This window comes from Pseudanabaena mucicola FACHB-723 (genome assembly GCF_014696385.1).
In the GTDB taxonomy this organism is placed as follows: Bacteria; Cyanobacteriota; Cyanobacteriia; order Pseudanabaenales; family Pseudanabaenaceae; genus Pseudanabaena.
Genome location: NZ_JACJQB010000009.1, coordinates 58,560 through 78,167 on the forward strand (window position 1 = coordinate 58,560; position 19,608 = coordinate 78,167).

Sequence of the window (19,608 nt, forward strand, 5' to 3'; positions counted from 1 at the left end):
GCTTAGTCTTTCTGGCATTAGCAAAACTTTACTAAACTGGAGATACCTGTGAGTTTCGATTTTTCTAATCAGCTTTTATTACGTCGCACTGCCAATATTCAAGTAATTGTGACGCAACGCTGGAAAGAGGAAATGCAGCAACAACTGCAACAGCAAATCGCTCAAATTGATGGTCAAGTCCAACAGGTAGATGCCCAAGGATCTCGCCAAATCAATGAAATTGAACGTCAAAGCATCAAACCATTTTCAGTCGAAGTTTCCAATGCCATCGAAGGTATTCGCTCGGAAATGAATCGTGTCAAAGCTGAATTATTGGAACAAAAGAATCAATTGCTAACTCAGTTGACTCAAGTCCAAAATCTCGAACTGGAGCAAGAAGTTTCCCAAGGGCAACTTGATAGTTATTTCCCTGCGGCTAAGGGCGACAACTTGATTGCCCAAATGCGTGTGGAAATCGTTTTGCGTGATGGCATCGTTGAAGATATTCGCACTGGTTTTCCTGCTGTCTAAAGATTAATCGCATTCCCCATTGGGGAATGCGATTAATCCTATCCGCCCACTTATCCCCAAAATAGGTATGAACGTTCTACTGGTTTACCCACTTTTTCCAAAAACATTTTGGTCTTACGAAAAAATCCTAGAGCTAGTAAATCGTAAAGTGTTACTGCCACCTCTAGGCTTGATTACCGTTGCCGCAATCTTGCCCCAAGAATGGAATTTTAAATTGGTCGATCGCAATGTGCGCTCAATTACTGAAGCTGAGTGGCAATGGGCGGATATGGTGATTCTGTCAGCAATGATCGTCCAGAAGGATGACTTGTTGTCGCTGATTAAAGAAGCGAAACAACGGGGTAAAAAAGTTGCCTGTGGTGGCCCCTACCCCACTTCAATGCCCGAAGAACCTCAAGCGGCAGGCGTTGATTACCTGATTTTGGATGAAGGCGAAATTACTTTGCCGATGTTTGTCGATGCGATCGCAAAAGGTGAAACCAGTGGCATTTTCCGCACTAGTGAAAAGCCCGATGTTACCGCTACACCCGTGCCGCGCTTTGACCTCTTAGAATTTGACGCATACGACTCGATGTCGGTGCAGTTCTCCCGTGGTTGCCCCTTCCAGTGCGAATTTTGCGACATCATCGTTCTGTACGGACGCAAACCCCGTACTAAAACTCCTGCCCAGTTACTTGCCGAACTAGATTACTTGTATAGTCTCGGCTGGCGGCGCGGTGTATTTATGGTTGACGATAACTTCATCGGCAATAAGCGTAATGTGCGTTTGCTCTTACTAGAACTGAAGGAATGGCAAAAAGAACATGGCTATCCTTTCCGATTTAATACGGAAGCATCAATTGACTTGGCCGCCGATCAAGAGCTCATGGATCTGATGGTGGAGTGCTATTTCGATGCCGTATTTCTGGGAATCGAAACCCCTGATGAAGATAGTTTGCAGATGACTAAGAAGTTTCAAAATACAAGGTCATCCTTGCTAGATGCCGTGGAAGCAATTACCAAGACAGGTATTCGGGTCATGGCAGGCTTTATCATTGGTTTTGATGGGGAGAAAAAAGGGGCAGGTGAGCGCATTGTCCGATTTGCCGAACTCACAGGCATCCCCACCACTACCTTCGCGATGTTGCAAGCTTTGCCCCACACTGCCCTTTGGCATCGTCTTGAAAAAGAAGGACGTTTGCGATCGCAGAATGGCAACTTGAACCAAACCACCCTGATGAACTTCGAGCCAACCCGCCCCGTCGAAGAAATTGCTCGCGAATATGTCGAAGCCTTCTGCGCTTTGTATGAACCCCATGCCTATCTAGATCGTGTCTATAGCTACTTCCTAAAGCTGGGTGCACCAAGAGTTAAGGCAGAAGCCAAACTCCCCACCCTTACCGATCTCAAAGCCTTGGCAATTATCGTTTGGCGACAAGGGATCAAGCGCAACACTCGTTGGAAATTCTGGCATCACCTATTTAGCATGATCAAGCTGAATCCTGCCGTGTGGGAGCATTACCTAATCGTCTGCGCTCACAATGAACATTTCATGGAGTACCGCGACATTGTTCGCCGCGAAATTGAGGGGCAGCTCGCTGCCTATTGGGCAGAAGAAGAGAGACTAAAGCAGTTACAGCCAACTCCCGAAAGGGAACTCGATCTGGCTAGCTAGGTCTAAAGATAATCTAAAGGGTGGTGCTTTGCGCCACCCTTTATAATATACACAGTCCAAAATCAAATAAAAATAACCCCAAGCCATAAATAATGCGTGTTTTACTCGTCTATCCTTTATTTCCGAAAAGCTTTTGGTCATTTGAGAAAACACTCGAATTAGTTGGTTACAAAGCACAGCTTCCTCCCCTTGGTATGGTTACTGTTGCTGCGATCTTGCCACAATCTTGGGAATTTAAACTCGTCGATCGTAATGTCCGTGATATTACCGAAGCCGAATGGGAATGGGCGGAAGTGGTGATTCTTTCGGCGATGATTGTCCAAAAAGAAGATTTCTTAGCTCAAATTCAAGAAGCGAAAAAGCGCGGTAAATTAGTTGCTGTTGGTGGCCCTTATCCAACTGCTTTACCTGAAGAAGCAAAAGTCTCGGGGGCAGATTTCCTGATTCTTGACGAGGGGGAAATTACTTTACCAATGTTTGTCGAAGCCATTGAAAGAGGCGATCGTTCAGGTATTCTTCGTGCCAATGGTGAAAAACCTGCGGTTACTGATACGCCTATCCCGCGCTTTGATCTATTGGAAATGAACCGTTATGCGGAAATGTCGGTGCAGTTCTCCCGTGGTTGCCCGTTTCAGTGTGAATTTTGCGACATTATCGTACTTTACGGACGCAAGCCCCGCACCAAGACCCCTGCTCAAATTCTTGCCGAATTGCAATGTCTTTACGACCTTGGTTGGAGACGCAGTATTTTCATGGTCGATGACAACTTCATTGGCAACAAACGTAATGTGAAGGTGATGCTGCAAGAGCTAAAGCCTTGGATGAAGGAGCGCAATTATCCTTTCTCCTTTGCCACCGAAGCATCAGTTGATCTTGCCCAAGATCCTGAAATGATGCAGATGATGGTGGAATGTAACTTTGGTTCTGTGTTTCTCGGCATCGAGACCCCCGACACCGATAGTCTTGCGCTTACCAAGAAGTTCCAAAACAATCGTGATCCTCTCTCAGAATCGGTGATTAATATCGCCAGAGCAGGGATTCGGGTGATGGCAGGTTTCATCATCGGCTTTGATGGTGAGAAAAAAGGTGCAGGCGATCGCATTGTCCAGTTCGTTGAACAAACTGCTGTACCCACAGCGCTATTTAGCATGTTGCAAGCCTTACCCGATACAGGTTTGTGGCATCGCCTGAATAAAGAAGGAAGAATGATTACCCAGAATAGCAATGGGCATCAAACTACTTTGATGAACTTCATGCCTACTCGTCCGTTAGAGGATATCGCGACGGAGTATGTTCATGCTTTTTGGACTCTTTATGATCCATTAGTATTTCTCAATCGCACCTATCGCCATTTCTTGATTCTTGGAGAATCACAGTATAAGCGCATCAAGCGAGAGAAGACTGATGCTAAGAAGAGAACTGATTGGACGGCAATTAAAGCATTGCTAATTCTCTGCTGGCGACAAGGTGTTGTTCGTAAGACCCGTTTCCAATTCTGGATTAATCTCTTCGACTTGATGAAGCGTTATCCGAATGTCGTCACCAGCTACTTATCCGTTTGCGCTCAAGGCGAGCATTTCCTCGAATATCGTTCCATTGTGCGTGAACAAATAGAATCTCAGCTTGCTGATTATCTAGCTAATCCTCCTGTGCTTCAGCCCAAGGTAGAGACAGCCGAGAAGCAACAGGATTTGCAAGAAGTGAAGTAGGGTTTGCGATCGCAAATAGTATAGACTTCGCGCTCACGGGTGGCTTATAGTCACACATTCCTGTACCAAAAACACTCAGCGTCAAGGCTTTGCGCTTCTAGATGGGATTGAGTAATTACATTCAGACAAGGGGCTTAAGCCCCTTGTTTCTTTGGGATATACTTGGTAAATGCTGTGTAGCATTGCCTAAACCGATGACTCAGACTATCGAGCAAAAATCTACGCTATACGCTCGCGATCTTAATTTTGGCATTGGTCACGAAAGAAGTGATAAATAGCTACAAAGCTTATCCAGTAATAATTTATGATAATTGAGCAGCAATAGCTGTGAAAAGCTTACTCAGAAATGATCTGAGTGTCTTACCACCCTTTAACAGTCCAGTGCTAATGCAGAACAGTATGATAGATCAGCTTCACGACTTTCTAGCTAATACGCATCAGTTGAGAACGATCGCGCACGGTGTCAAAAATCAACTCATTCTCTACATCGTCTTGAGTTTTAAAATGACTATGCTTTTCCAGAAGCTTTTGAATGTATAGACAGTAATTTTCTAGTTTATCCATTTGCGGTTACTGCAAATCAAGAATAGTTTTTAAGGCTTGGGCTAGTTGTTGGATATACGGTTCTTCTAATTGCCCGATCGCTTTGCGAATTCTAGTTTTATCAATCACTCGAATCTGTTCACAGAGGATTACTGAGTCTTGAGAAAGACCACCGATGTCTTTGGGGACAAATACGTGAGAGGGCAAAAGTGCGCGGCGAATTTTGGTTGTGAATGGGGCGATGATTGTATGGGGGCTGACTCTGTTGGCGCGATCGCTTTGGACAATAACGGCAGGTCGAATGCCTGACTGTTCTGTACCAATTACGGGATTGAGGTCACATAGAACGATATCGCCTCTGGTGACTGTTACCATTGGATTTCTCCGCGCACTAGTTTTTCTTCGTAGTCTTCTAGATTTTTGAGGTAGTCGCTAAAGTCGGATTCGCTGATGGTTAAGGATTCGCTAAATTGTGTCCATTGCTGCCAGCGTTGGTTGTCTTGTTTGAGCATGAGAAAGTCAATAAAGTCACTTACTTCCTGAGCGAGTTCGTTGGGAAGATGTTGGATTTTGGCGATCGCTAGGTCTTGTACTGTCATAAATATTCCTCAAAGTCGGCTAATGTTTCATCAAAGTCATCGGGTAATGGCAAAACGAATGTACCTTTTAATATACCTACTCGATGTTTTTTAATGGGCGATAGGGCTTGATGCTGGGCATAAAGTAGCTCGTCAACTCGTTCGGATAGGTTGGTCATGCCACTGTCGCCCATGCCTATACATTTGGGGTGTGGTTTCTTTACTTTTTTAATTCTCATCGGCGCTAAATCCATCAAGAAAGGCAACTCCAGCTTTGAGAAATACGCTATTTTCGGCATAATGTTTGACGATTTCGCTAATTGTGGCTTTACCGCCATTTAGCCAGCGCTCAGGGTTGAGGAGTTGCTGTCGGAAGGTTGTCCATCTATTAGGTTGGTTATTTTGAATTTCTTTAAATTCTGCTTCGATAATGTCTTTGGCTTCGGCTTCGGTTGCGGTGGGATGAGCTTTTTGCAGGTTGGCGAGGACTTGGGTGATTTCGTTTATTGTCTGTAGCAATGCTGGATCGTTGGCATAGTTTTTGCCAATGGCTTGGCCAGAATTTTTGCCAATGACTTGACCATAGTTCTTTTCAACTATTTGGACAACTTCTGCTTTGATGTTGTATTTTCCAGTTTCTGACATGGTTTTAAGTGTTTGATGGATTTCTTGTAATATCTTCTCTACAGGATTAGCATGATTCTCTACCTTCTGCAAAGGTGTTTGGGCTATGTCGTAGTTGTAGTATTTGCATCGGGCTTGGATGGTGGTGATGACTGAGAGGGCTTCTTGGCTGATGAGGGTGAGGAGATGGGGGAATTGTTGGGTGAGCGCGAGTAAGTTGCGATCAGTTTGAGCAATTTGACACAATGACTTTGCTGCATTCTCACGAACAGTAGGTGTTGAATCTTTTAGAGATTGAGTGAGTGGTTCGATAGACTTTTCGCTTTCAATTTTCCCTAAAGTATTTGCCGAAATCTTACGCACATAATAGTCTTTATCTTTGAGAGATTTAATAAGCGGTTCAACAACATTATCGCTACCAATTTCTCCCAATGCTTCTATTGCTTTACCTCGTACATATGAGTCTTCATCTTTGAGAGTTTGAATGAGTACTGCGATAGCTTTATCGCTACCAATTTTACCTAATACTTCTACTGCTTTACCTCGTAGGTAACTATCTTTGTCTCTGGATAGCCGAATTAGATGCTCAACCAAATATTCAGCGCTCTTACCACCACTAATTTTTTCTATAGCTTCTGCTGAATATATTCGCACACAGGAATCTTCATCTTCAAGAGCTTGAGTAAGAGATACGATAGCTTGATCACTACCAATGTTACCTAATGCCTTTGCTGCTTGCCAGCGTCCAATAGAACACTTGTCTTTAAGAACTTGAATAAGAGGTTCGATAGCTTTATCGCTACCAATGTTTCCTAAAGCCTCTGATAATGATGCCCGTACATTTGGGTTGAGTGTATAAATATCCTTATCTTTGAGAGCCTGAATTATTAAACTAATGGCTCTGTCACTACCAATTTTACCCAGTGCATCTACTGCTTCATAATACTCAGTAGAACCTGAATTTTCATGTTTTAGTACCTGAATAAGAGATTCAATAGCTTCGTCATTGCCGATTTTCCCTAGTGCTTCTGCCGCATATCTACGAACATACCGATCTTTATGTTTTAGAGCTTGAATAAGAGGTTCAACAGCTTGATCACTACCTATTTTCCCCAAAGCCTCTGCTGCTTGTTCACATACATCTTCATTACGATGTTTTAGAGCTTGAATGAGAGGTTCAACAGCCTGATCACTACCTATTTTCCCCAAAGCCTCTGCTGCTTGTTCACATACATCTTCATTACGATGTTTTAGAGCTTGAATGAGAGGTTCAACAGCCTGATCACTACCTATTTTCCCCAAAGCCTCTGCTGCTTTTACACATACATCATCATTTTGATGTTTCATTGCTTGAATGAGAGGCTTAATAGCTTTATCACTACCAATATTTCCTAGTGCCTCTGCGGCTATTTTACAGACACTAGGACTTTGATGTTGGAGACGTTCAAGAAGTTCTTCAATAGCCTTATTATTGCTATTACTTCCCAATATTTGTGCTGATTTCCAACGCACATAAACGTCTTTACTATTGAGAGATTGAAAGAGGATTTTATCTGCTTTTGCACCACGAATATTTTCTAAAGCATTTGCTGATTTTCTACATAATTCATGATTTTCAATCTTGAGTGATACTTTTAATAACTCGCTCGCATAATCAGACCTTGTTTCCCCTAAAAGACTTATCGCATATAACTTAGGAATCTTCTTTTCATCTATTTCCCTCAACAACAACCCGACAGTCTTCTCCTGAAACCCATCCTTCACCGCCCCAGCCAACCTCGCCCCCAACCGCAAATCCACCTCCAGCGCCAGCCTCACCACCCGCACCGCCTGCTCCGCACCCTCCATCAACTCCAACATCAACGCCAAAGGTTCCGTCCATTTCAAATAATTGAGATAGCCCTGCTGTAACCGCGCATCACTCAAACTCGGCAACAGCCCCAACAACCACTCCGCCGCATAGTATTCCTGAATCAACTGATGCTGAAACTCAATGCGGTCATTACTAATCTGAATCAAATGATGCTTCAGCAAATCCTCCAGCCACCGCACCGCACAATCATCCGCAAACTCCACCTTTCCCCGCAAAAACTCCACCAAAAACTGCTCCGCCTCCCGCCGCGAAATTGCCACCTGTAATTCCGTCAGATTTTCGCCACAGGTCATCTTAAAGGCTAGATACTGCAACAACCGCCCCCACCATGCCCGCGAATCCTTCGATAGCGTCACATCCTGCTTAATTCTGTCACCATAGCCCACCGTAAACGCCCGAAACACCATACCTAAATTCGGTGGAATCTGCTCCGACTGCTGAAACAACGAACAAAGCATCCATAACAACAAAGGCGTTTGCCCAAACTCCCGCAACCGTCCCGACAACTGCCGCAACAACTTCTCCCCCTGCGTTGGCAAATATGCCATCACAAACTGCTGCATCTGCGGCTCCGTCAAAGGCTGCATCTCTAGCCGCTTCGCAATCCCAAAATCCCTACCCGCACTCAACTCCCGCGTTGTAAAGATCATCGGGCAAGTTTTTTGATAAAGCTCCCGAAATTGATTTACCATGACGCGACCGCGATCCGATGGCAACTCATTCACCCCATCCACCAACAGCAACAACCGCCCCTGACGCAATAGCTGCTTAATCCCCGCCTCATCAATATCCAAGGCAGGATCGTGTTTGTGCATAAATGCAAGAATGCGATCGCTTACAGACGACTCATTCGCTTCCGAGGGTAAATACCGCAACTCCACCAGTACAGGGATTTTCGCCTGCTTATCCCCGCTTGCCTTTTCCGCCTCCTGCAACAACAATCGCGCCAAAGCCGTAGACTTCCCCGATCCCGGTCTACCCACCAGCAACACATGATCCGCCGCATACTTACAAATCCCCTCTAGCACAGGCAACCGCTCGATTTTTTCTTTCTTTTCGCGATCCTCTGATTCTCCTTCCTGCTCAGCCTTCGGCGGCTCCACCGTCTGTATCATCAAGCCGAAGTCAAAGAAAGCAGGGCGATCAAGCTCAACTTGTGATGAATCCTTACCTGTCGCATCCGTTGGCGTATAACACTCCTGCCATCTCTGGTGAGTGTTTACAATCGACCTTAAATAACTATCAAAACAAATCTCTACATTCATTGAGAAATTCAGAATTTATAAATATTTTATAAATTCTTTCCCGAAATCACAACTTACAAGCTTGCCGCGATCGCGAAAATTCGATTTCTTCTGACTGCCATCCAAAGGCAAAATGACTAATCGAATTAATCGTTGGTACAGCCGCCCGAATTGCCTGCATCTGCTCCTTTAAAGATGGACGATTGCTAAAAGAATTGTTCCACTGTCCCACAAGGATTGGCGAAACCTTCGCCCCAATCGGTGCGTTGTCAAACACCTTACGAACTTGGGACACAATACAGTCAGCTTTGCCACAGACTGCATAGGTCATCGGTTGCCATTCATAGGCACTAGTAAATAAATGCCAAGGTTGAAGTCGAGAATCAAACCCATTGCCCACGGGTTGATTGCCATCTGAGAAAAATGCAAGACTAGCGGGAATACCTTGCTGAAAAGTGGGTTTAGAAATAACACCGAGATAATAAGTCACACCAATAAAAGCATGACCTACGGCAAGTCGCCAAAGTTCATTTTGCCAATAGGAAATCGGTGGATTTGCTTGCTCAGATGGGCGCAGACCTTGCCAGCGTGGTGCGGTTTCTTGTGGATAGAGTTTTTTGACAGCTTTTAAATCATTCACCGTCACAAAGCCTTGTTTGAGAAAGCGTTTAACTAGTTCTCGACCTTGCAAATTTTCCGCACGATTAAGTAAGGCTTGTAATGAAGCTTCTCCATAGATCCACATAGAGCGGACATTACTGACAACTGAAGCAGCACCTGCGCCGCGCTTGTAACGGATATAGTCGAAGGCGACACCATCGGGTTTGCGTCGGACTACTTCGTTGACGGCAAGGTAGAGGTCACTTTGGGCTTGATAATTATAGGGATCGATAAATAATTCGCGATTATTGGGAACTTCACCACCACTATTTTTACCAACATTCTCCACAATCGAGATGGTGCTGTCGCCATTGGCATTACGTGCGATCGCATTTTGCCGCAGTTGTGTAAATTTAGGATTGCCATTGCGATCAACGCCTCGCGCATAGCCAAGTCCCACATTCATCGTAAATAGCCACGCATGTACTTTGATGCCGCGTTCTCGACCTGTTGCGATCGCAAGTTTGAGTAAATCAGCATTTTTGTACTTATCAGAACTAATCAGCGAAGTCCATGCGGTGGGATTATCTGATTGAGGTAAGAGAATTTTGCCATCGGAAATCACCTCAATAAAGACTTGGTTATAGCCTTTATTCGCAATCCGATCCATGATTTGCGCGAGTCTGCCCGACTGCACATCACAGGGATATAGCCTGAGCCAAATACCTTGATTTTTGAGCCAAGACCTTTGCCGACAGGTGGTGAGGGCTTGACTATGCTGCTGCACAATAGCTTTATATTCTTTAGTTGCCGCAACTGTGGCGCTACGGCTGGGACTCTCGGCAAAGGCGGCAACCCTTAAGTTTTCTTTAGTGGCGATATCTGCACTATCAAACTGGCAATATTCTCCAACCTGTGCCGAAACTGACTGGATGATGCTGATTCCTGTCAAATTGGCAATTAAAGCGATGCTAATAAATTTGGTGATGGGATGCGCTGACATAGGGCAATGACTCACTAACTCTGAAATTGCAGAAAGGATTTGGGGAAATATGGTGTTAGATTTTTGGACTAGCGCCAAGCAATGTCTCAGAATTTCTAATACCATAGCTGACTTTTATCGCCATGACTGATCTGATCAATTCGTCCATCGTTGAATCTGCCGATAACTATCTGCAATTTGGCGATCGCTATCGCAATTCTGGAAATATTCCCCTCGCCCTCAAAAATTATCAGCGCTCCTTAGCGATCAATCCAGATTTAGCATCTGCCCATGAACGTATCGGAGCAATTTATCAGCAGCAGGGTAATGTGATGGATGCGATCGCAAGTTTTAGTAAGGCAGTCCAGCTTGATCCGCAATCCTTAGATGCTCAGTTGGGATTGGGTAATGCTTATCAGCAAATGGGTTGGGCAGAATTGGCGATTACGCATTTTCAGACTGCTTTAGAAATAGCGCCCGATCGGTTCTTGGCGGAATATCATTGCAAGTTGGGCGATAGTCTCAAAGAGCGCGGCAAAATTGCTGCTGCGATCGCTAGTTATGAAAGGGCAATCGCCACCAATCCTGACTATCTTGATGGCTATCGCGCCATCGCCCAGATTCACATTCAACAACAAGATCCTGAGGCTGTTCAAGCTATTTATGAACGTGCCGATCGTCATAATTCTGATTTGCTCCAAGCCAAGGACTACAATGCTCTGGGCGTATTGTGGGTACAAAAATTTGCAGCTCTGCAACAGTCAGAGCCATCTGCTTCCGCGCAATATCTAGGTGCGGCGGTTGCTTGCTTTGAGCGAGCCATTCAAATTGACCCTGCCTATGCCGATGCCCATTGCAATTTGGGTAGTGCCTTTATCCATAAAAATCAGACCAAGGATGCGATTTTGGCATACAAGGAAGCAATTGACATTGAGCCAAATTTTGCCCAACCCTACTTTAATCTCGGTATTCTCTTAACTAATCTCGGCAATAAGGAAGAAGCAATTGCCTGTTTCCAATCTGCGATCGAGCTTGCCCCCAATTGGGTTGAAGCACATCAATACTTAGGGAATTTGTTACAGCATCAATAGATGCTGTAACGTGGAACCCTCTTTTCTTGTTCCCCTCTCCTACGGGAGCTACCGTGTACACACAAGTCATAAAACCCAGTCAAGTCAACAATTAATCGCCCCCTAGCCCCCAATTCTGGGGGAACAAGAAAATAAAATTCTTTCAAAGTCCCCCAGAATTGGGGGATTTAGGGGGCTTAGATCAATCGAAACGTAGACAGTTAGAATTGTGTGTACACGTTAGCCTACGGGAGAGTGGCTAGGGGTGAGGGCTTTAGTTAAAAAGGAACTGGTATATGCAAATCAATTTGTTTTTGCGATCGCGGATGCCTAAAGGTTAAATCACGGGCATGGAGATGTAAGCGATCTGTGGCAGCATCACAACCATAGAGACGATCGCCTAAAATCGTCATACCCAAACCCCTCCCATCCGCCGCATGGACACGCAATTGATGGGTTCTTCCTGTTAGGGGCTTAAATTCAAGGCGTGGATACTTCTCCTTAGTGCCAATTACTTGAAATTCCGTCAAGCTCGGCTTACCACGCTCAAAATCTACCTGCTGATAGGGACGATTTTCAGGGTTTCCCCATAGCGGCAAATCAATTGTTCCTTGAGAATGCTTAATTGCGTCTGATAACAATGCCTCATAGATTTTCTGGACTTCTCGATCTTGAAATTGCTGTTGTAGATTGCGTGACGAGTCTAAATCACGGGCAAATAATAGAATTCCTGAGGTTTGGCGATCGAGCCGATGGACTGGATAGAGGGGAATATCTGTTCCTAAAGATTGTCGCAAGCGGCTCAAAACACTATCTTGCGTATCAAGATAGCGACCGGGGACTGACAACAATCCTGCGGGTTTTGCGATCGCAATTAAGCAATCATCTTCATAAATAATTTGCAGATTTTGGATTTGCAGACTTTGCGAATCAACATCTGTATCTTCAAGAAGAGATGGAAGAGAGCGTCTTCCTGATAATAGGAATCCCATCAAAGGCTGACATCGCTCCACACAAGCGCCATAAAACTCACCCTGTATCTTGTACCCATCAGGGGAAGGATTGCCCCACCAAAATTCCGCCATGGCTAGAGGTGTTAAGGTGTGGGTTGCCGCATAGTGCAGCAACTTCGGAGCGCAACAATCTCCCATCCCCGTGGGCATCGCGCCTTCTGTAATTATTTCCCGCAGCGATCGCGTTTCTCCTGCAAAATTTGTCAGTACATAGGCACTGTGCATCTGGGTTTGCAAAGTTCTCGATAGTTCCCGACGTTCTTTTTTGAGCAATGCCATCCGCGCATCGGCATCGGCAATCACCTGTTGCAATGGCTGTAAAACTTGATCACGATCACGCTTGAGATTTCGCCGCGCCATTTTCTCTAGTTGACTTTCCCGATCTAGCTGGGCGAGGTCAGCAGAATTTTGCGATCGCAACAGTTGTCTTGCTTGCTTAGAAACTTGATGTTGGTCACGGAGCGCTTGTAATTGTTCTGCATAGATTTGCGATCGCAGTGCATATTCTCTTCGTTCAGGAATTTGACTTAATTTAATTAATTCCTGTTTGATTGATTCTAATTTAGTCAACGTCATTGATTCTGCGATTGCCACTTTCTCTCTTCCTGCAATCGGTGGAACCCATCCATCAAGATGACTAGTTCCATTTAGCAATCCTGAAAAAGCCTTGAGTAATATCTTCTCTCCCATTGTCGATTCAACTAAGAGAACTCCATACATTTTCCCTTCCTGTGATTGCGATGGATTCGCCACAGCTATTTCTTGCATTAATTTTTTAGCAAGTTCTTCTACCTGTGTCGTGCGTGGTAAGCGCAAGATTTCACCACTATAGGGACAACGTCCCTCATACCAATAGGTTGCCTCTAGATCACCATCTGAACCAAGTATCATGGCAGAAGCAGACAATATTTTTCCGATATGAGCCACCCCAGCAACCCTTTCCTTAATCTCAATTACGAACCAGCGATCGAATCCCTAGAAGACTATCATGATGTCGTGACTGCCGCCGAATATCCATTTCACAAATTACGCTGGCGGAATGATGATCTGCTGCCAACCCTTGGGCTAACACCTTCGCAAGTTAATGATGATGACTTTATCGAAGCCTTTGGTCATTTTCGATCCGTGCGTCCATTCCTTGCCCTCCGCTATCACGGCTACCAGTTTGGGGAATACAATCCCCAACTCGGCGACGGACGTGGCTTTATCTATGGACAAGTGCGCGGCATCGACAACCAACTTTACGATTTTGGCACTAAAGGCTCAGGGAGAACTCCTTACTCCCGCACCGCCGATGGTAGACTCACCCTCAAAGGTGGTGTTAGGGAAATTATTGCCTCGGAAGCACTGCACCGTATGGGTGTCAAAACTTCCCGATGCTTCAGTCTAGTCGAGACTGGCGAACAACTTTATCGTGGTGATGAACCTTCCCCAACTCGCTCATCGGTAATGGTGCGCTTTTCGCGATCGCATATTCGTTTCGGTACATTTGAGCGCCTCAAGTGGATTGGTCGAGAAGATCTCGTGCGAAAGTTACTCGATCATGTTCTCCAAATTTACTATCCTCACCTCTGGGGGCAGCCCGATCAAGATAGCCGCTTTTATCTAGAACTAGTCGAGCATGTCGCCACACTCTGCGCTCAGTGGATGGTTGCTGGTTTTTGCCATGCCGTTCTCAATACCGACAACATGTCAATTACAGGGGAAAGCTTTGACTATGGCCCCTTTGCCTTCATTCCCACCTACGATCCTCGCTTTACAGCCGCCTATTTTGACTATGCAGGTCGTTACAGCTATGCCAATCAACCTGCTGCCTGCTATTGGAATCTCGAAAAACTCCAAGATCCCCTCAGTCTCGTGATGGATCGCGATTATATGCGTTCATCTCTAGAGAAATTTAAAGACTTCTATCGCCTTGCCTATTGCGACATGATGCTAAAGCGCTTAGGGTTTACAACGCTCTCTGAGCCTGAGACTGAGGATTTAATCGGGGTTACGGTGGCACTACTCGCAGGAGTCCAAGCTGTTGGTTACAATCAATTTTTTGTTAACCTCCGTCAATCCTTTCACCCCAATTGGCGTGAAGATGTCAGCAACATTTTTGCAAACCATGATTGGGAAATAACCGCAGAGCAGCAACCATTATTAGATAAATGGCGCGTCGTCTATCACCAATTGCTGATCCGTCAACCCCTCGACGAAATGACCAATATTGCTCAACAGCTTCAAAAAGCCAACCCCACCGTCATTTTTCTACGTCCCAAAATTGAAGAACTATGGGAGCGAATTACCCTTGACGACGATTGGCAACCTCTATATGCTGCGATCGCCGAACTCAAAAACTAAACTTAAGGAAGGATGCTTGGCATCCTTCCTTGATTATCCCGACAAGCGCTGTTTGAGACTTTCCGCAATTTTAGTGCCTAAATATTCAGGAATCAGATTTTCGTTTGGCCCCAACAAATACAAAATTAAACGAGTGCGCCCCCGCCACACCAGCAAATTAGCATTTACCACCAGCAAATCCTCCTGCCAAATCGCATTCATTACCTTATAGAACAACCCTGGTTGGTTATCCGCCTCGACCAATAGCGCAGGTAAATGAAAAACGCGATCGACATAAAAATTCGTTTCTACCTTCTGAAGTCCACTGTCAAGGTTAAACTCTAGCGCTAGCATTTCCTCAACTTCAAACCGTCCCAGCAAAGTCTCCTTAATCGCCTTTCTCACATTTTCAGCCGTTTTGGACGGCAACGATTTGCCACCACGCGAGATCACCAACTTAATAAATACCAACATCGGTGCATGGATCTGCCCATACAGACTCAGGCTATGGATTGTTAAGCCATAGGCAGCCAACACACCAAAAATATCATTAAGCAGAAAAGACTGATTGCGGTAAGCGAAATATAAAACGCTCTGACCACCTTCAGGCTTGATCTCGATAACAGCTTCTTTAGTTTGGTATAGCTGATAGGCTAGTCGCAGATTTTGCAGTTGAATGTCACTGCTCACAAACTGCTCATAAAACTGTGGAAAGCTAACATTAAAACGTTTGAGTAAATCAATCGTTGAGTTTTTGAGCCCAAACGTCATTGCCAACCTCCCGCTTTGCGATCGCATTTCGCCGCCCAGAATATTGCGATCGCAGAGATCGCTGATGTCATATATCTATAACTTGGAAATATTGCGATCAAATTTGACATTGCTTATTTCAAAACTGGACAAAGTAAAGTCTAGACATGCAGAGGCTTAAGTCAAAGTAGCAACGATGCCACAATTCTATCAGTATTAAAGGATTGACCATATCTTAGAGGGATTAGCGCCAAGTCGCAGTATTTTATGCTTTGCGATCGCAGGATTTCAACAAAAACGGATACAATGAAAAGGCAATTAGAATATCTGTAACGAATTTGTAATAAACAGAGCGATCGCTTACACAAATGGGGTTCTGGAAAAGCTTATTTGGTTCGGACACCCTCGAACCAACCAAAAAAACAAAACTTCGCCAAGTACCAAATCAAAGCGGACAGATTTTCTTTAGCACCGAAAAAGATCTTGATCTCTACGAACTAGAAGAATTATGTGACTCTGTGGGTTGGGCGAGGCGACCAATTCGTAAAGTCCGTATCGCCCTGCAACATAGCTTTGTTGTCCTATCTATGTGGGAGCATCGCGGCGGTTTCCGCAGATTAATTGGCTTTGCCCGTGCCACCTCTGATTATGCTTTCAACGCGACATTATGGGATGTCGTCATTCACCCTGATTTTCAGGGTCGGGGCTTAGGCAAAGCAATGATGGAAGAAATGATCCGCGAGTTACGCAAATCCGACATAAGCAATATCAGTCTCTTTGCCGATGCCCATGTGGTTCAGTTTTATAGTCAACTAGGTTTCAACGTCGATCCCGAAGGCATCAAAGGCATGTTTTGGTATCCATAGGTCATAGTCATGAACCAAAATCATTTGTCGCGGATCGTACTAAAAGGGTTCAAATCAATCCGTGAGTGCGATCTTGAGTTAAAAGAACTAAATGTCTTAATTGGGGCTAATGGCTCTGGTAAGTCCAACTTTATTACTATCTTTCGACTGATTCAGCAAATTCTCGCCAGCAACTTACAGCTTTATGTCAGTAAACAGGGTGGTCCAGATTCTCTACTGTATTTCGGACGTAAAAGAACTCCGCAAATGACGGCTGAATTTTACTTTGGCAATAACGGCTATAAATTTGTTCTAGAGCCAACCCAAGATAACCGCATGGTTTTTGCTGATGAAAATTTCTGGTGGAATAGATACGGTGACTGGCGTGTTGGAGCAGGTTATTTTGAGACTAGAGTTGAGTCACAAAGGCAGCGTACAGGAATTTACGATTACACAGTACCAGTAATGCAAAGTTGGCGACTCTACCACTTCCACGATACTAGCGATAGTTCTCTAGTCAAACAACGTCAAGCCATAAACGATAATATTTATCTCAGATCAGACGCTCAAAATTTAGCTGCATATCTTTACTTACTAAAAGAGCAATATCAAGCACATTATCAAAGAATCGTTAAAACAATCCAATTAGTAGCACCATTTTTTGGAGATTTTTATTTACGTCCTCATCCTAATAATCAAGACCAAATTGAACTGGAATGGGTTGAAAAAGGTGAAGATATACCGTTCAAGGCATATCAGCTCTCCGATGGGACGTTGAGGTTTATTTGCCTTGCTACTGTATTGATGCAGCCAGAAGATAAGCAACCTGAAATGATTTTGATCGATGAGCCAGAGTTGGGCTTACATCCCTACGCCATTAATGTTCTGGCTTCACTGCTGCGTTCTACAGCTAAATCTAAGCAAGTCATAGTTTCTACACAGTCAGTAGCACTACTTAATGAGTTTGATCCATCTGATGTAATTGTGTGTGATCGCATCGAAGGGGCAACACATTTACGACGACTAGATGAAGATGCTTTAGCTGAATGGCTAGAAGAATATTCTTTAGGTGAACTATGGCAAAAAAATCTTTTGGGTGGTAGACCATCGCGATGATTAGAGTCCATATTTTTTGTGAGGGGCAAACTGAAGAAACCTTTGTGCGAGAACTGTTAACAAGCCATTTTGCTCGACTAGATATTTGGATTAATCCAATTATTTTGCGTACCAGTAAAATCGGTAAAGGTGGTATATCAACCTATGGCAAACTTAAAAATCAGATTGAAAAAAAATGTAAGGAAGATCCGAATGCGTGGGTAACGACACTGATCGATTTTTATGGATTCCCTACGGATTTTCCCCAATTAGCAATACCTACAGGTTTATCATCAGTTAAGAGAGCAAAGATACTTCAGCAATCCTTTCAGGATGATATTGCAGAATCAAACTTCATTGCCAACTTGATGATTCATGAGTTTGAAGGCTTTTTATTCAGTGAACCAGAAGCTTTTGGAAACTGGTGTGATAGTCCGCAAGTAGTCGTTAATCTGAGGAAGGTTCGTTCTGTGTTTCCGTCACCTGAGCATATTAATAATGGATATACGACTGCACCCTCCAAGCGGATTCTCAGTATATTTAGTCAATACGACAAGGTTTTACATGGCTCATTAGTTGCTCTAGATATCGGCTTAGAAACTATTCGCCGTGAATGTCCAATTTTTAACAGCTGGATTGATCGCCTTGAAAGTCTTGCTTAAACTCAAAAAATCGCTCAAAAAATTGAGAGAGGGCAAATCGTCTTTTCTTATTTGCGTAATTCTGTGCTAGTCTAGAAAAGCTTAATTTTTGATTTTTATAGCTAAGACTATGCCTAAAGCTGGAATTCACCCAAAGTGGTATCCCGAAGCCAAAGTAATTTGCAACGGTGAAGTGGTAGCAACCATTGGTTCTACCCACCCTGAGATTAATGTTGACGTATGGTCGGGCAACCACCCCTTCTACACAGGTACACAAAAGATTATCGATACCGAAGGTCGTGTAGAACGCTTCTTGCGTAAGTATGGAATGTTTGACGAAGCTGCTGCTCAAGAAGAGACTAAATAGATAGTTAGATTTGAGCCTTGTTGCTCTTAAATTAGCTACTCAATTTCTACATTCTTTTTTGGTAACTCCAAACCCATGCCTGCTGCCTATCTCATCAAAAAGCTCGAATCTGTTGAGCAAACCTTCAATGAACTGACTCGTCGGATGGGTGATCCCGACGTGGCAACTGATCACGGCGAGTTTCAGCGCATTGCCAAGGTGCGTGCTTCCTTAGAAGAGACCGTGCTGACCTACGAGACATTTCGTAAGGCTGAGCAAGATTATAAAGAGGCACAAGAAATCTTGAAGGAGTCTAATGACCCCGAACTCAAGGAAATGGCAACGCTAGAGGTTGAAGAACTAGCAGCAAAGTTAGAGGAACTAGAGAAACGCTTACAGATCTTGCTCTTGCCCCAAGATCCTAATGATGACAAAAACATCATGCTGGAAATTCGGGCAGGTACGGGTGGTGATGAAGCGGGAATTTGGGCTGGTGACTTAGTGCGACTATACACTCGCTATGCTGAGCGTCAAGGCTGGCGCGTTAAGATGGTTAGCGAAACATTAGCGGAAATGGGTGGTTTTAAAGAAGCAATCATTGAAGTGCAAGGCGAGCGCGTTTATAGCAAACTTAAGTTTGAGTCGGGCGTGCATCGGGTGCAGCGCGTCCCTGCTACTGAGTCACAGGGTCGCGTGCATACCTCCACGGCGACGGTAGCAATTATGCCTGAGGTCGATGAAGTGGAAATTCACATCGATCCTAAGGACATTGAAATGTCTACAGCGAGATCTGGTGGTGCTGGTGGTCAAAACGTTAACAAGGTGGAGACGGCTGCTGACCTATTTCACAAACCGACAGGGATTAGAATTTTTTGTACAGAAGAACGATCGCAGTTACAAAATAAAGAGCGAGCCATGCAGATTTTACGGGCAAAGCTCTATGAAATTAAATTGCGTGAGCAACAGGCAGAGATTACGACTATGCGCCGCTCTCAAGTGGGTACAGGCTCACGCTCAGAAAAAATTCGTACTTATAACTATAAAGATAGTCGTCTGACCGAGCATCGTTTAGGACAAAACTTTACGCTGCCACCGATTCTTGAAGGTGAACTAGAAGAAGTGATTCAAAGCTGCATTTCTAAGGATCAACAGGAGCGTTTGCAAGAATTGGCAGTTGCAACGGGTGATGATCTCGTTTCTTAACTC

Annotated in this window: 18 protein-coding genes; 10 read left to right on the top strand and 8 right to left on the bottom strand. The window is 44.5% G+C overall.

Annotation, left to right across the window (positions count from 1 at the left end):
- Window positions 1-48 precede the first annotated feature (48 nt).
- The 3 genes from H6F41_RS06925 (at window position 49) to H6F41_RS06935 (ending at window position 3,873) form a co-directional block, all read left to right on the top strand.
- Entirely contained in the window at window positions 49-510 is a 462-nt protein-coding gene (locus H6F41_RS06925) for a YlqD family protein (RefSeq protein WP_190402741.1), read from the top strand.
- Between the two features lie 67 nt (window positions 511-577).
- Window positions 578-2,164, top strand: a complete 1,587-nt coding sequence (locus H6F41_RS06930; RefSeq protein ID WP_190402742.1) for a B12-binding domain-containing radical SAM protein — start codon at window positions 578-580, stop codon at window positions 2,162-2,164.
- Window positions 2,165-2,256: 92 nt separating this feature from the next.
- Window positions 2,257-3,873 carry a B12-binding domain-containing radical SAM protein gene (locus H6F41_RS06935; protein ID WP_190402743.1) on the top strand — a complete coding sequence of 539 codons (1,617 nt, stop codon included), beginning with the start codon at window positions 2,257-2,259 and terminating at the stop codon, window positions 3,871-3,873.
- 423 nt (window positions 3,874-4,296) lie between these two features.
- Here H6F41_RS06935 and H6F41_RS06940 read toward each other — a convergent pair whose 3' ends face one another.
- The 6 genes from H6F41_RS06940 to H6F41_RS06965 are packed head-to-tail and all read right to left on the bottom strand — an operon-like array spanning window position 4,297 to window position 10,338.
- Entirely contained in the window at window positions 4,297-4,437 is a 141-nt protein-coding gene (locus H6F41_RS06940; protein WP_242022953.1) for an element excision factor XisI family protein, read from the bottom strand.
- Window positions 4,438-4,443: 6 nt separating this feature from the next.
- Window positions 4,444-4,791: a type II toxin-antitoxin system PemK/MazF family toxin gene (locus tag H6F41_RS06945; RefSeq protein ID WP_190402744.1), complete on the bottom strand. Its 348-nt coding sequence runs from the start codon at window positions 4,789-4,791 to the stop codon at window positions 4,444-4,446.
- The gene (locus tag H6F41_RS06950) at window positions 4,785-5,015 is read right to left on the bottom strand and encodes a DUF2281 domain-containing protein (RefSeq protein WP_055075735.1); all 231 of its coding nucleotides are present in this window, start codon (window positions 5,013-5,015) and stop codon (window positions 4,785-4,787) included. Before H6F41_RS06950 ends, H6F41_RS06945 begins: the two co-directional genes overlap by 7 nt.
- Window positions 5,012-5,173 carry a DUF2281 domain-containing protein gene (locus H6F41_RS06955; RefSeq protein WP_190402789.1) on the bottom strand — a complete coding sequence of 54 codons (162 nt, stop codon included), beginning with the start codon at window positions 5,171-5,173 and terminating at the stop codon, window positions 5,012-5,014. The genes H6F41_RS06950 and H6F41_RS06955 overlap by 4 nt, the downstream gene beginning before the upstream one ends.
- A gap of 49 nt (window positions 5,174-5,222) precedes the next feature.
- The gene (locus tag H6F41_RS06960; RefSeq protein WP_190402745.1) at window positions 5,223-8,756 is read right to left on the bottom strand and encodes a HEAT repeat domain-containing protein; all 3,534 of its coding nucleotides are present in this window, start codon (window positions 8,754-8,756) and stop codon (window positions 5,223-5,225) included.
- A 46-nt stretch (window positions 8,757-8,802) separates the two neighbouring features.
- Window positions 8,803-10,338, bottom strand: coding sequence for a glycoside hydrolase family 10 protein (locus H6F41_RS06965; protein ID WP_190402746.1), 1,536 nt, complete (start codon window positions 10,336-10,338; stop codon window positions 8,803-8,805).
- A gap of 122 nt (window positions 10,339-10,460) precedes the next feature.
- On the opposite strand from H6F41_RS06965, the gene H6F41_RS06970 reads away from it, so the two are divergent.
- Complete coding sequence (locus tag H6F41_RS06970) at window positions 10,461-11,408, top strand: tetratricopeptide repeat protein (RefSeq protein WP_190402747.1); 948 nt, start codon at window positions 10,461-10,463, stop codon at window positions 11,406-11,408.
- Window positions 11,409-11,665: 257 nt separating this feature from the next.
- On the opposite strand, the gene H6F41_RS06975 is transcribed toward H6F41_RS06970, so the two are convergent.
- Window positions 11,666-13,291: an RluA family pseudouridine synthase gene (locus H6F41_RS06975; protein WP_190402786.1), complete on the bottom strand. Its 1,626-nt coding sequence runs from the start codon at window positions 13,289-13,291 to the stop codon at window positions 11,666-11,668.
- A 27-nt stretch (window positions 13,292-13,318) separates the two neighbouring features.
- Between H6F41_RS06975 and H6F41_RS06980 the strand changes: the two genes are divergently transcribed.
- Window positions 13,319-14,746: a protein adenylyltransferase SelO gene (locus H6F41_RS06980; protein WP_190402748.1), complete on the top strand. Its 1,428-nt coding sequence runs from the start codon at window positions 13,319-13,321 to the stop codon at window positions 14,744-14,746.
- Between the two features lie 33 nt (window positions 14,747-14,779).
- Here H6F41_RS06980 and H6F41_RS06985 read toward each other — a convergent pair whose 3' ends face one another.
- Window positions 14,780-15,496: a hypothetical protein gene (locus tag H6F41_RS06985; protein WP_190402749.1), complete on the bottom strand. Its 717-nt coding sequence runs from the start codon at window positions 15,494-15,496 to the stop codon at window positions 14,780-14,782.
- 347 nt (window positions 15,497-15,843) lie between these two features.
- Between H6F41_RS06985 and H6F41_RS06990 the strand changes: the two genes are divergently transcribed.
- From H6F41_RS06990 to prfA, 5 genes are all read left to right on the top strand, one after another.
- Window positions 15,844-16,341 (top strand): GNAT family N-acetyltransferase, encoded by a 498-nt coding sequence (locus H6F41_RS06990; protein WP_190402750.1) that lies wholly within the window; start codon window positions 15,844-15,846, stop codon window positions 16,339-16,341.
- 9 nt (window positions 16,342-16,350) lie between these two features.
- Complete coding sequence (locus H6F41_RS06995; RefSeq protein ID WP_190402751.1) at window positions 16,351-17,436, top strand: AAA family ATPase; 1,086 nt, start codon at window positions 16,351-16,353, stop codon at window positions 17,434-17,436.
- Window positions 17,433-18,077 carry a DUF4276 family protein gene (locus H6F41_RS07000; protein WP_190402752.1) on the top strand — a complete coding sequence of 215 codons (645 nt, stop codon included), beginning with the start codon at window positions 17,433-17,435 and terminating at the stop codon, window positions 18,075-18,077. Before H6F41_RS06995 ends, H6F41_RS07000 begins: the two co-directional genes overlap by 4 nt.
- A gap of 109 nt (window positions 18,078-18,186) precedes the next feature.
- Window positions 18,187-18,423, top strand: a complete 237-nt coding sequence (rpmE, locus tag H6F41_RS07005) for a 50S ribosomal protein L31 (RefSeq protein ID WP_190402753.1) — start codon at window positions 18,187-18,189, stop codon at window positions 18,421-18,423.
- 75 nt (window positions 18,424-18,498) lie between these two features.
- On the top strand, window positions 18,499-19,605 hold the full coding sequence (gene prfA, locus H6F41_RS07010) for a peptide chain release factor 1 (protein WP_190402754.1): 1,107 nt from the start codon (window positions 18,499-18,501) through the stop codon (window positions 19,603-19,605).
- The last annotated feature ends 3 nt before the right edge of the window (window positions 19,606-19,608 follow it).

Excerpts from the sequence above, each read along its gene's own strand:
- H6F41_RS06930 (WP_190402742.1), top strand. The coding sequence starts at position 578 with ATGAACGTTCTACTGGTTTACCCACTTTTTCCAAAAACATTTTGGTCT.
- H6F41_RS06935 (WP_190402743.1), top strand. The coding sequence starts at position 2,257 with ATGCGTGTTTTACTCGTCTATCCTTTATTTCCGAAAAGCTTTTGGTCA.
- H6F41_RS06940 (WP_242022953.1), bottom strand. The coding sequence starts at position 4,437 with ATGGATAAACTAGAAAATTACTGTCTATACATTCAAAAGCTTCTGGAA.
- H6F41_RS06945 (WP_190402744.1), bottom strand. The coding sequence starts at position 4,791 with ATGGTAACAGTCACCAGAGGCGATATCGTTCTATGTGACCTCAATCCC.
- H6F41_RS06950 (WP_055075735.1), bottom strand. The coding sequence starts at position 5,015 with ATGACAGTACAAGACCTAGCGATCGCCAAAATCCAACATCTTCCCAAC.
- H6F41_RS06955 (WP_190402789.1), bottom strand. The coding sequence starts at position 5,173 with ATGACCAACCTATCCGAACGAGTTGACGAGCTACTTTATGCCCAGCAT.
- H6F41_RS06960 (WP_190402745.1), bottom strand. The coding sequence starts at position 8,756 with ATGAATGTAGAGATTTGTTTTGATAGTTATTTAAGGTCGATTGTAAAC.
- H6F41_RS06965 (WP_190402746.1), bottom strand. The coding sequence starts at position 10,338 with ATGTCAGCGCATCCCATCACCAAATTTATTAGCATCGCTTTAATTGCC.
- H6F41_RS06970 (WP_190402747.1), top strand. The coding sequence starts at position 10,461 with ATGACTGATCTGATCAATTCGTCCATCGTTGAATCTGCCGATAACTAT.
- H6F41_RS06975 (WP_190402786.1), bottom strand. The coding sequence starts at position 13,291 with ATGATACTTGGTTCAGATGGTGATCTAGAGGCAACCTATTGGTATGAG.
- H6F41_RS06980 (WP_190402748.1), top strand. The coding sequence starts at position 13,319 with ATGAGCCACCCCAGCAACCCTTTCCTTAATCTCAATTACGAACCAGCG.
- H6F41_RS06985 (WP_190402749.1), bottom strand. The coding sequence starts at position 15,496 with ATGACGTTTGGGCTCAAAAACTCAACGATTGATTTACTCAAACGTTTT.
- H6F41_RS06990 (WP_190402750.1), top strand. The coding sequence starts at position 15,844 with ATGGGGTTCTGGAAAAGCTTATTTGGTTCGGACACCCTCGAACCAACC.
- H6F41_RS06995 (WP_190402751.1), top strand. The coding sequence starts at position 16,351 with ATGAACCAAAATCATTTGTCGCGGATCGTACTAAAAGGGTTCAAATCA.
- H6F41_RS07000 (WP_190402752.1), top strand. The coding sequence starts at position 17,433 with ATGATTAGAGTCCATATTTTTTGTGAGGGGCAAACTGAAGAAACCTTT.
- rpmE (WP_190402753.1), top strand. The coding sequence starts at position 18,187 with ATGCCTAAAGCTGGAATTCACCCAAAGTGGTATCCCGAAGCCAAAGTA.
- prfA (WP_190402754.1), top strand. The coding sequence starts at position 18,499 with ATGCCTGCTGCCTATCTCATCAAAAAGCTCGAATCTGTTGAGCAAACC.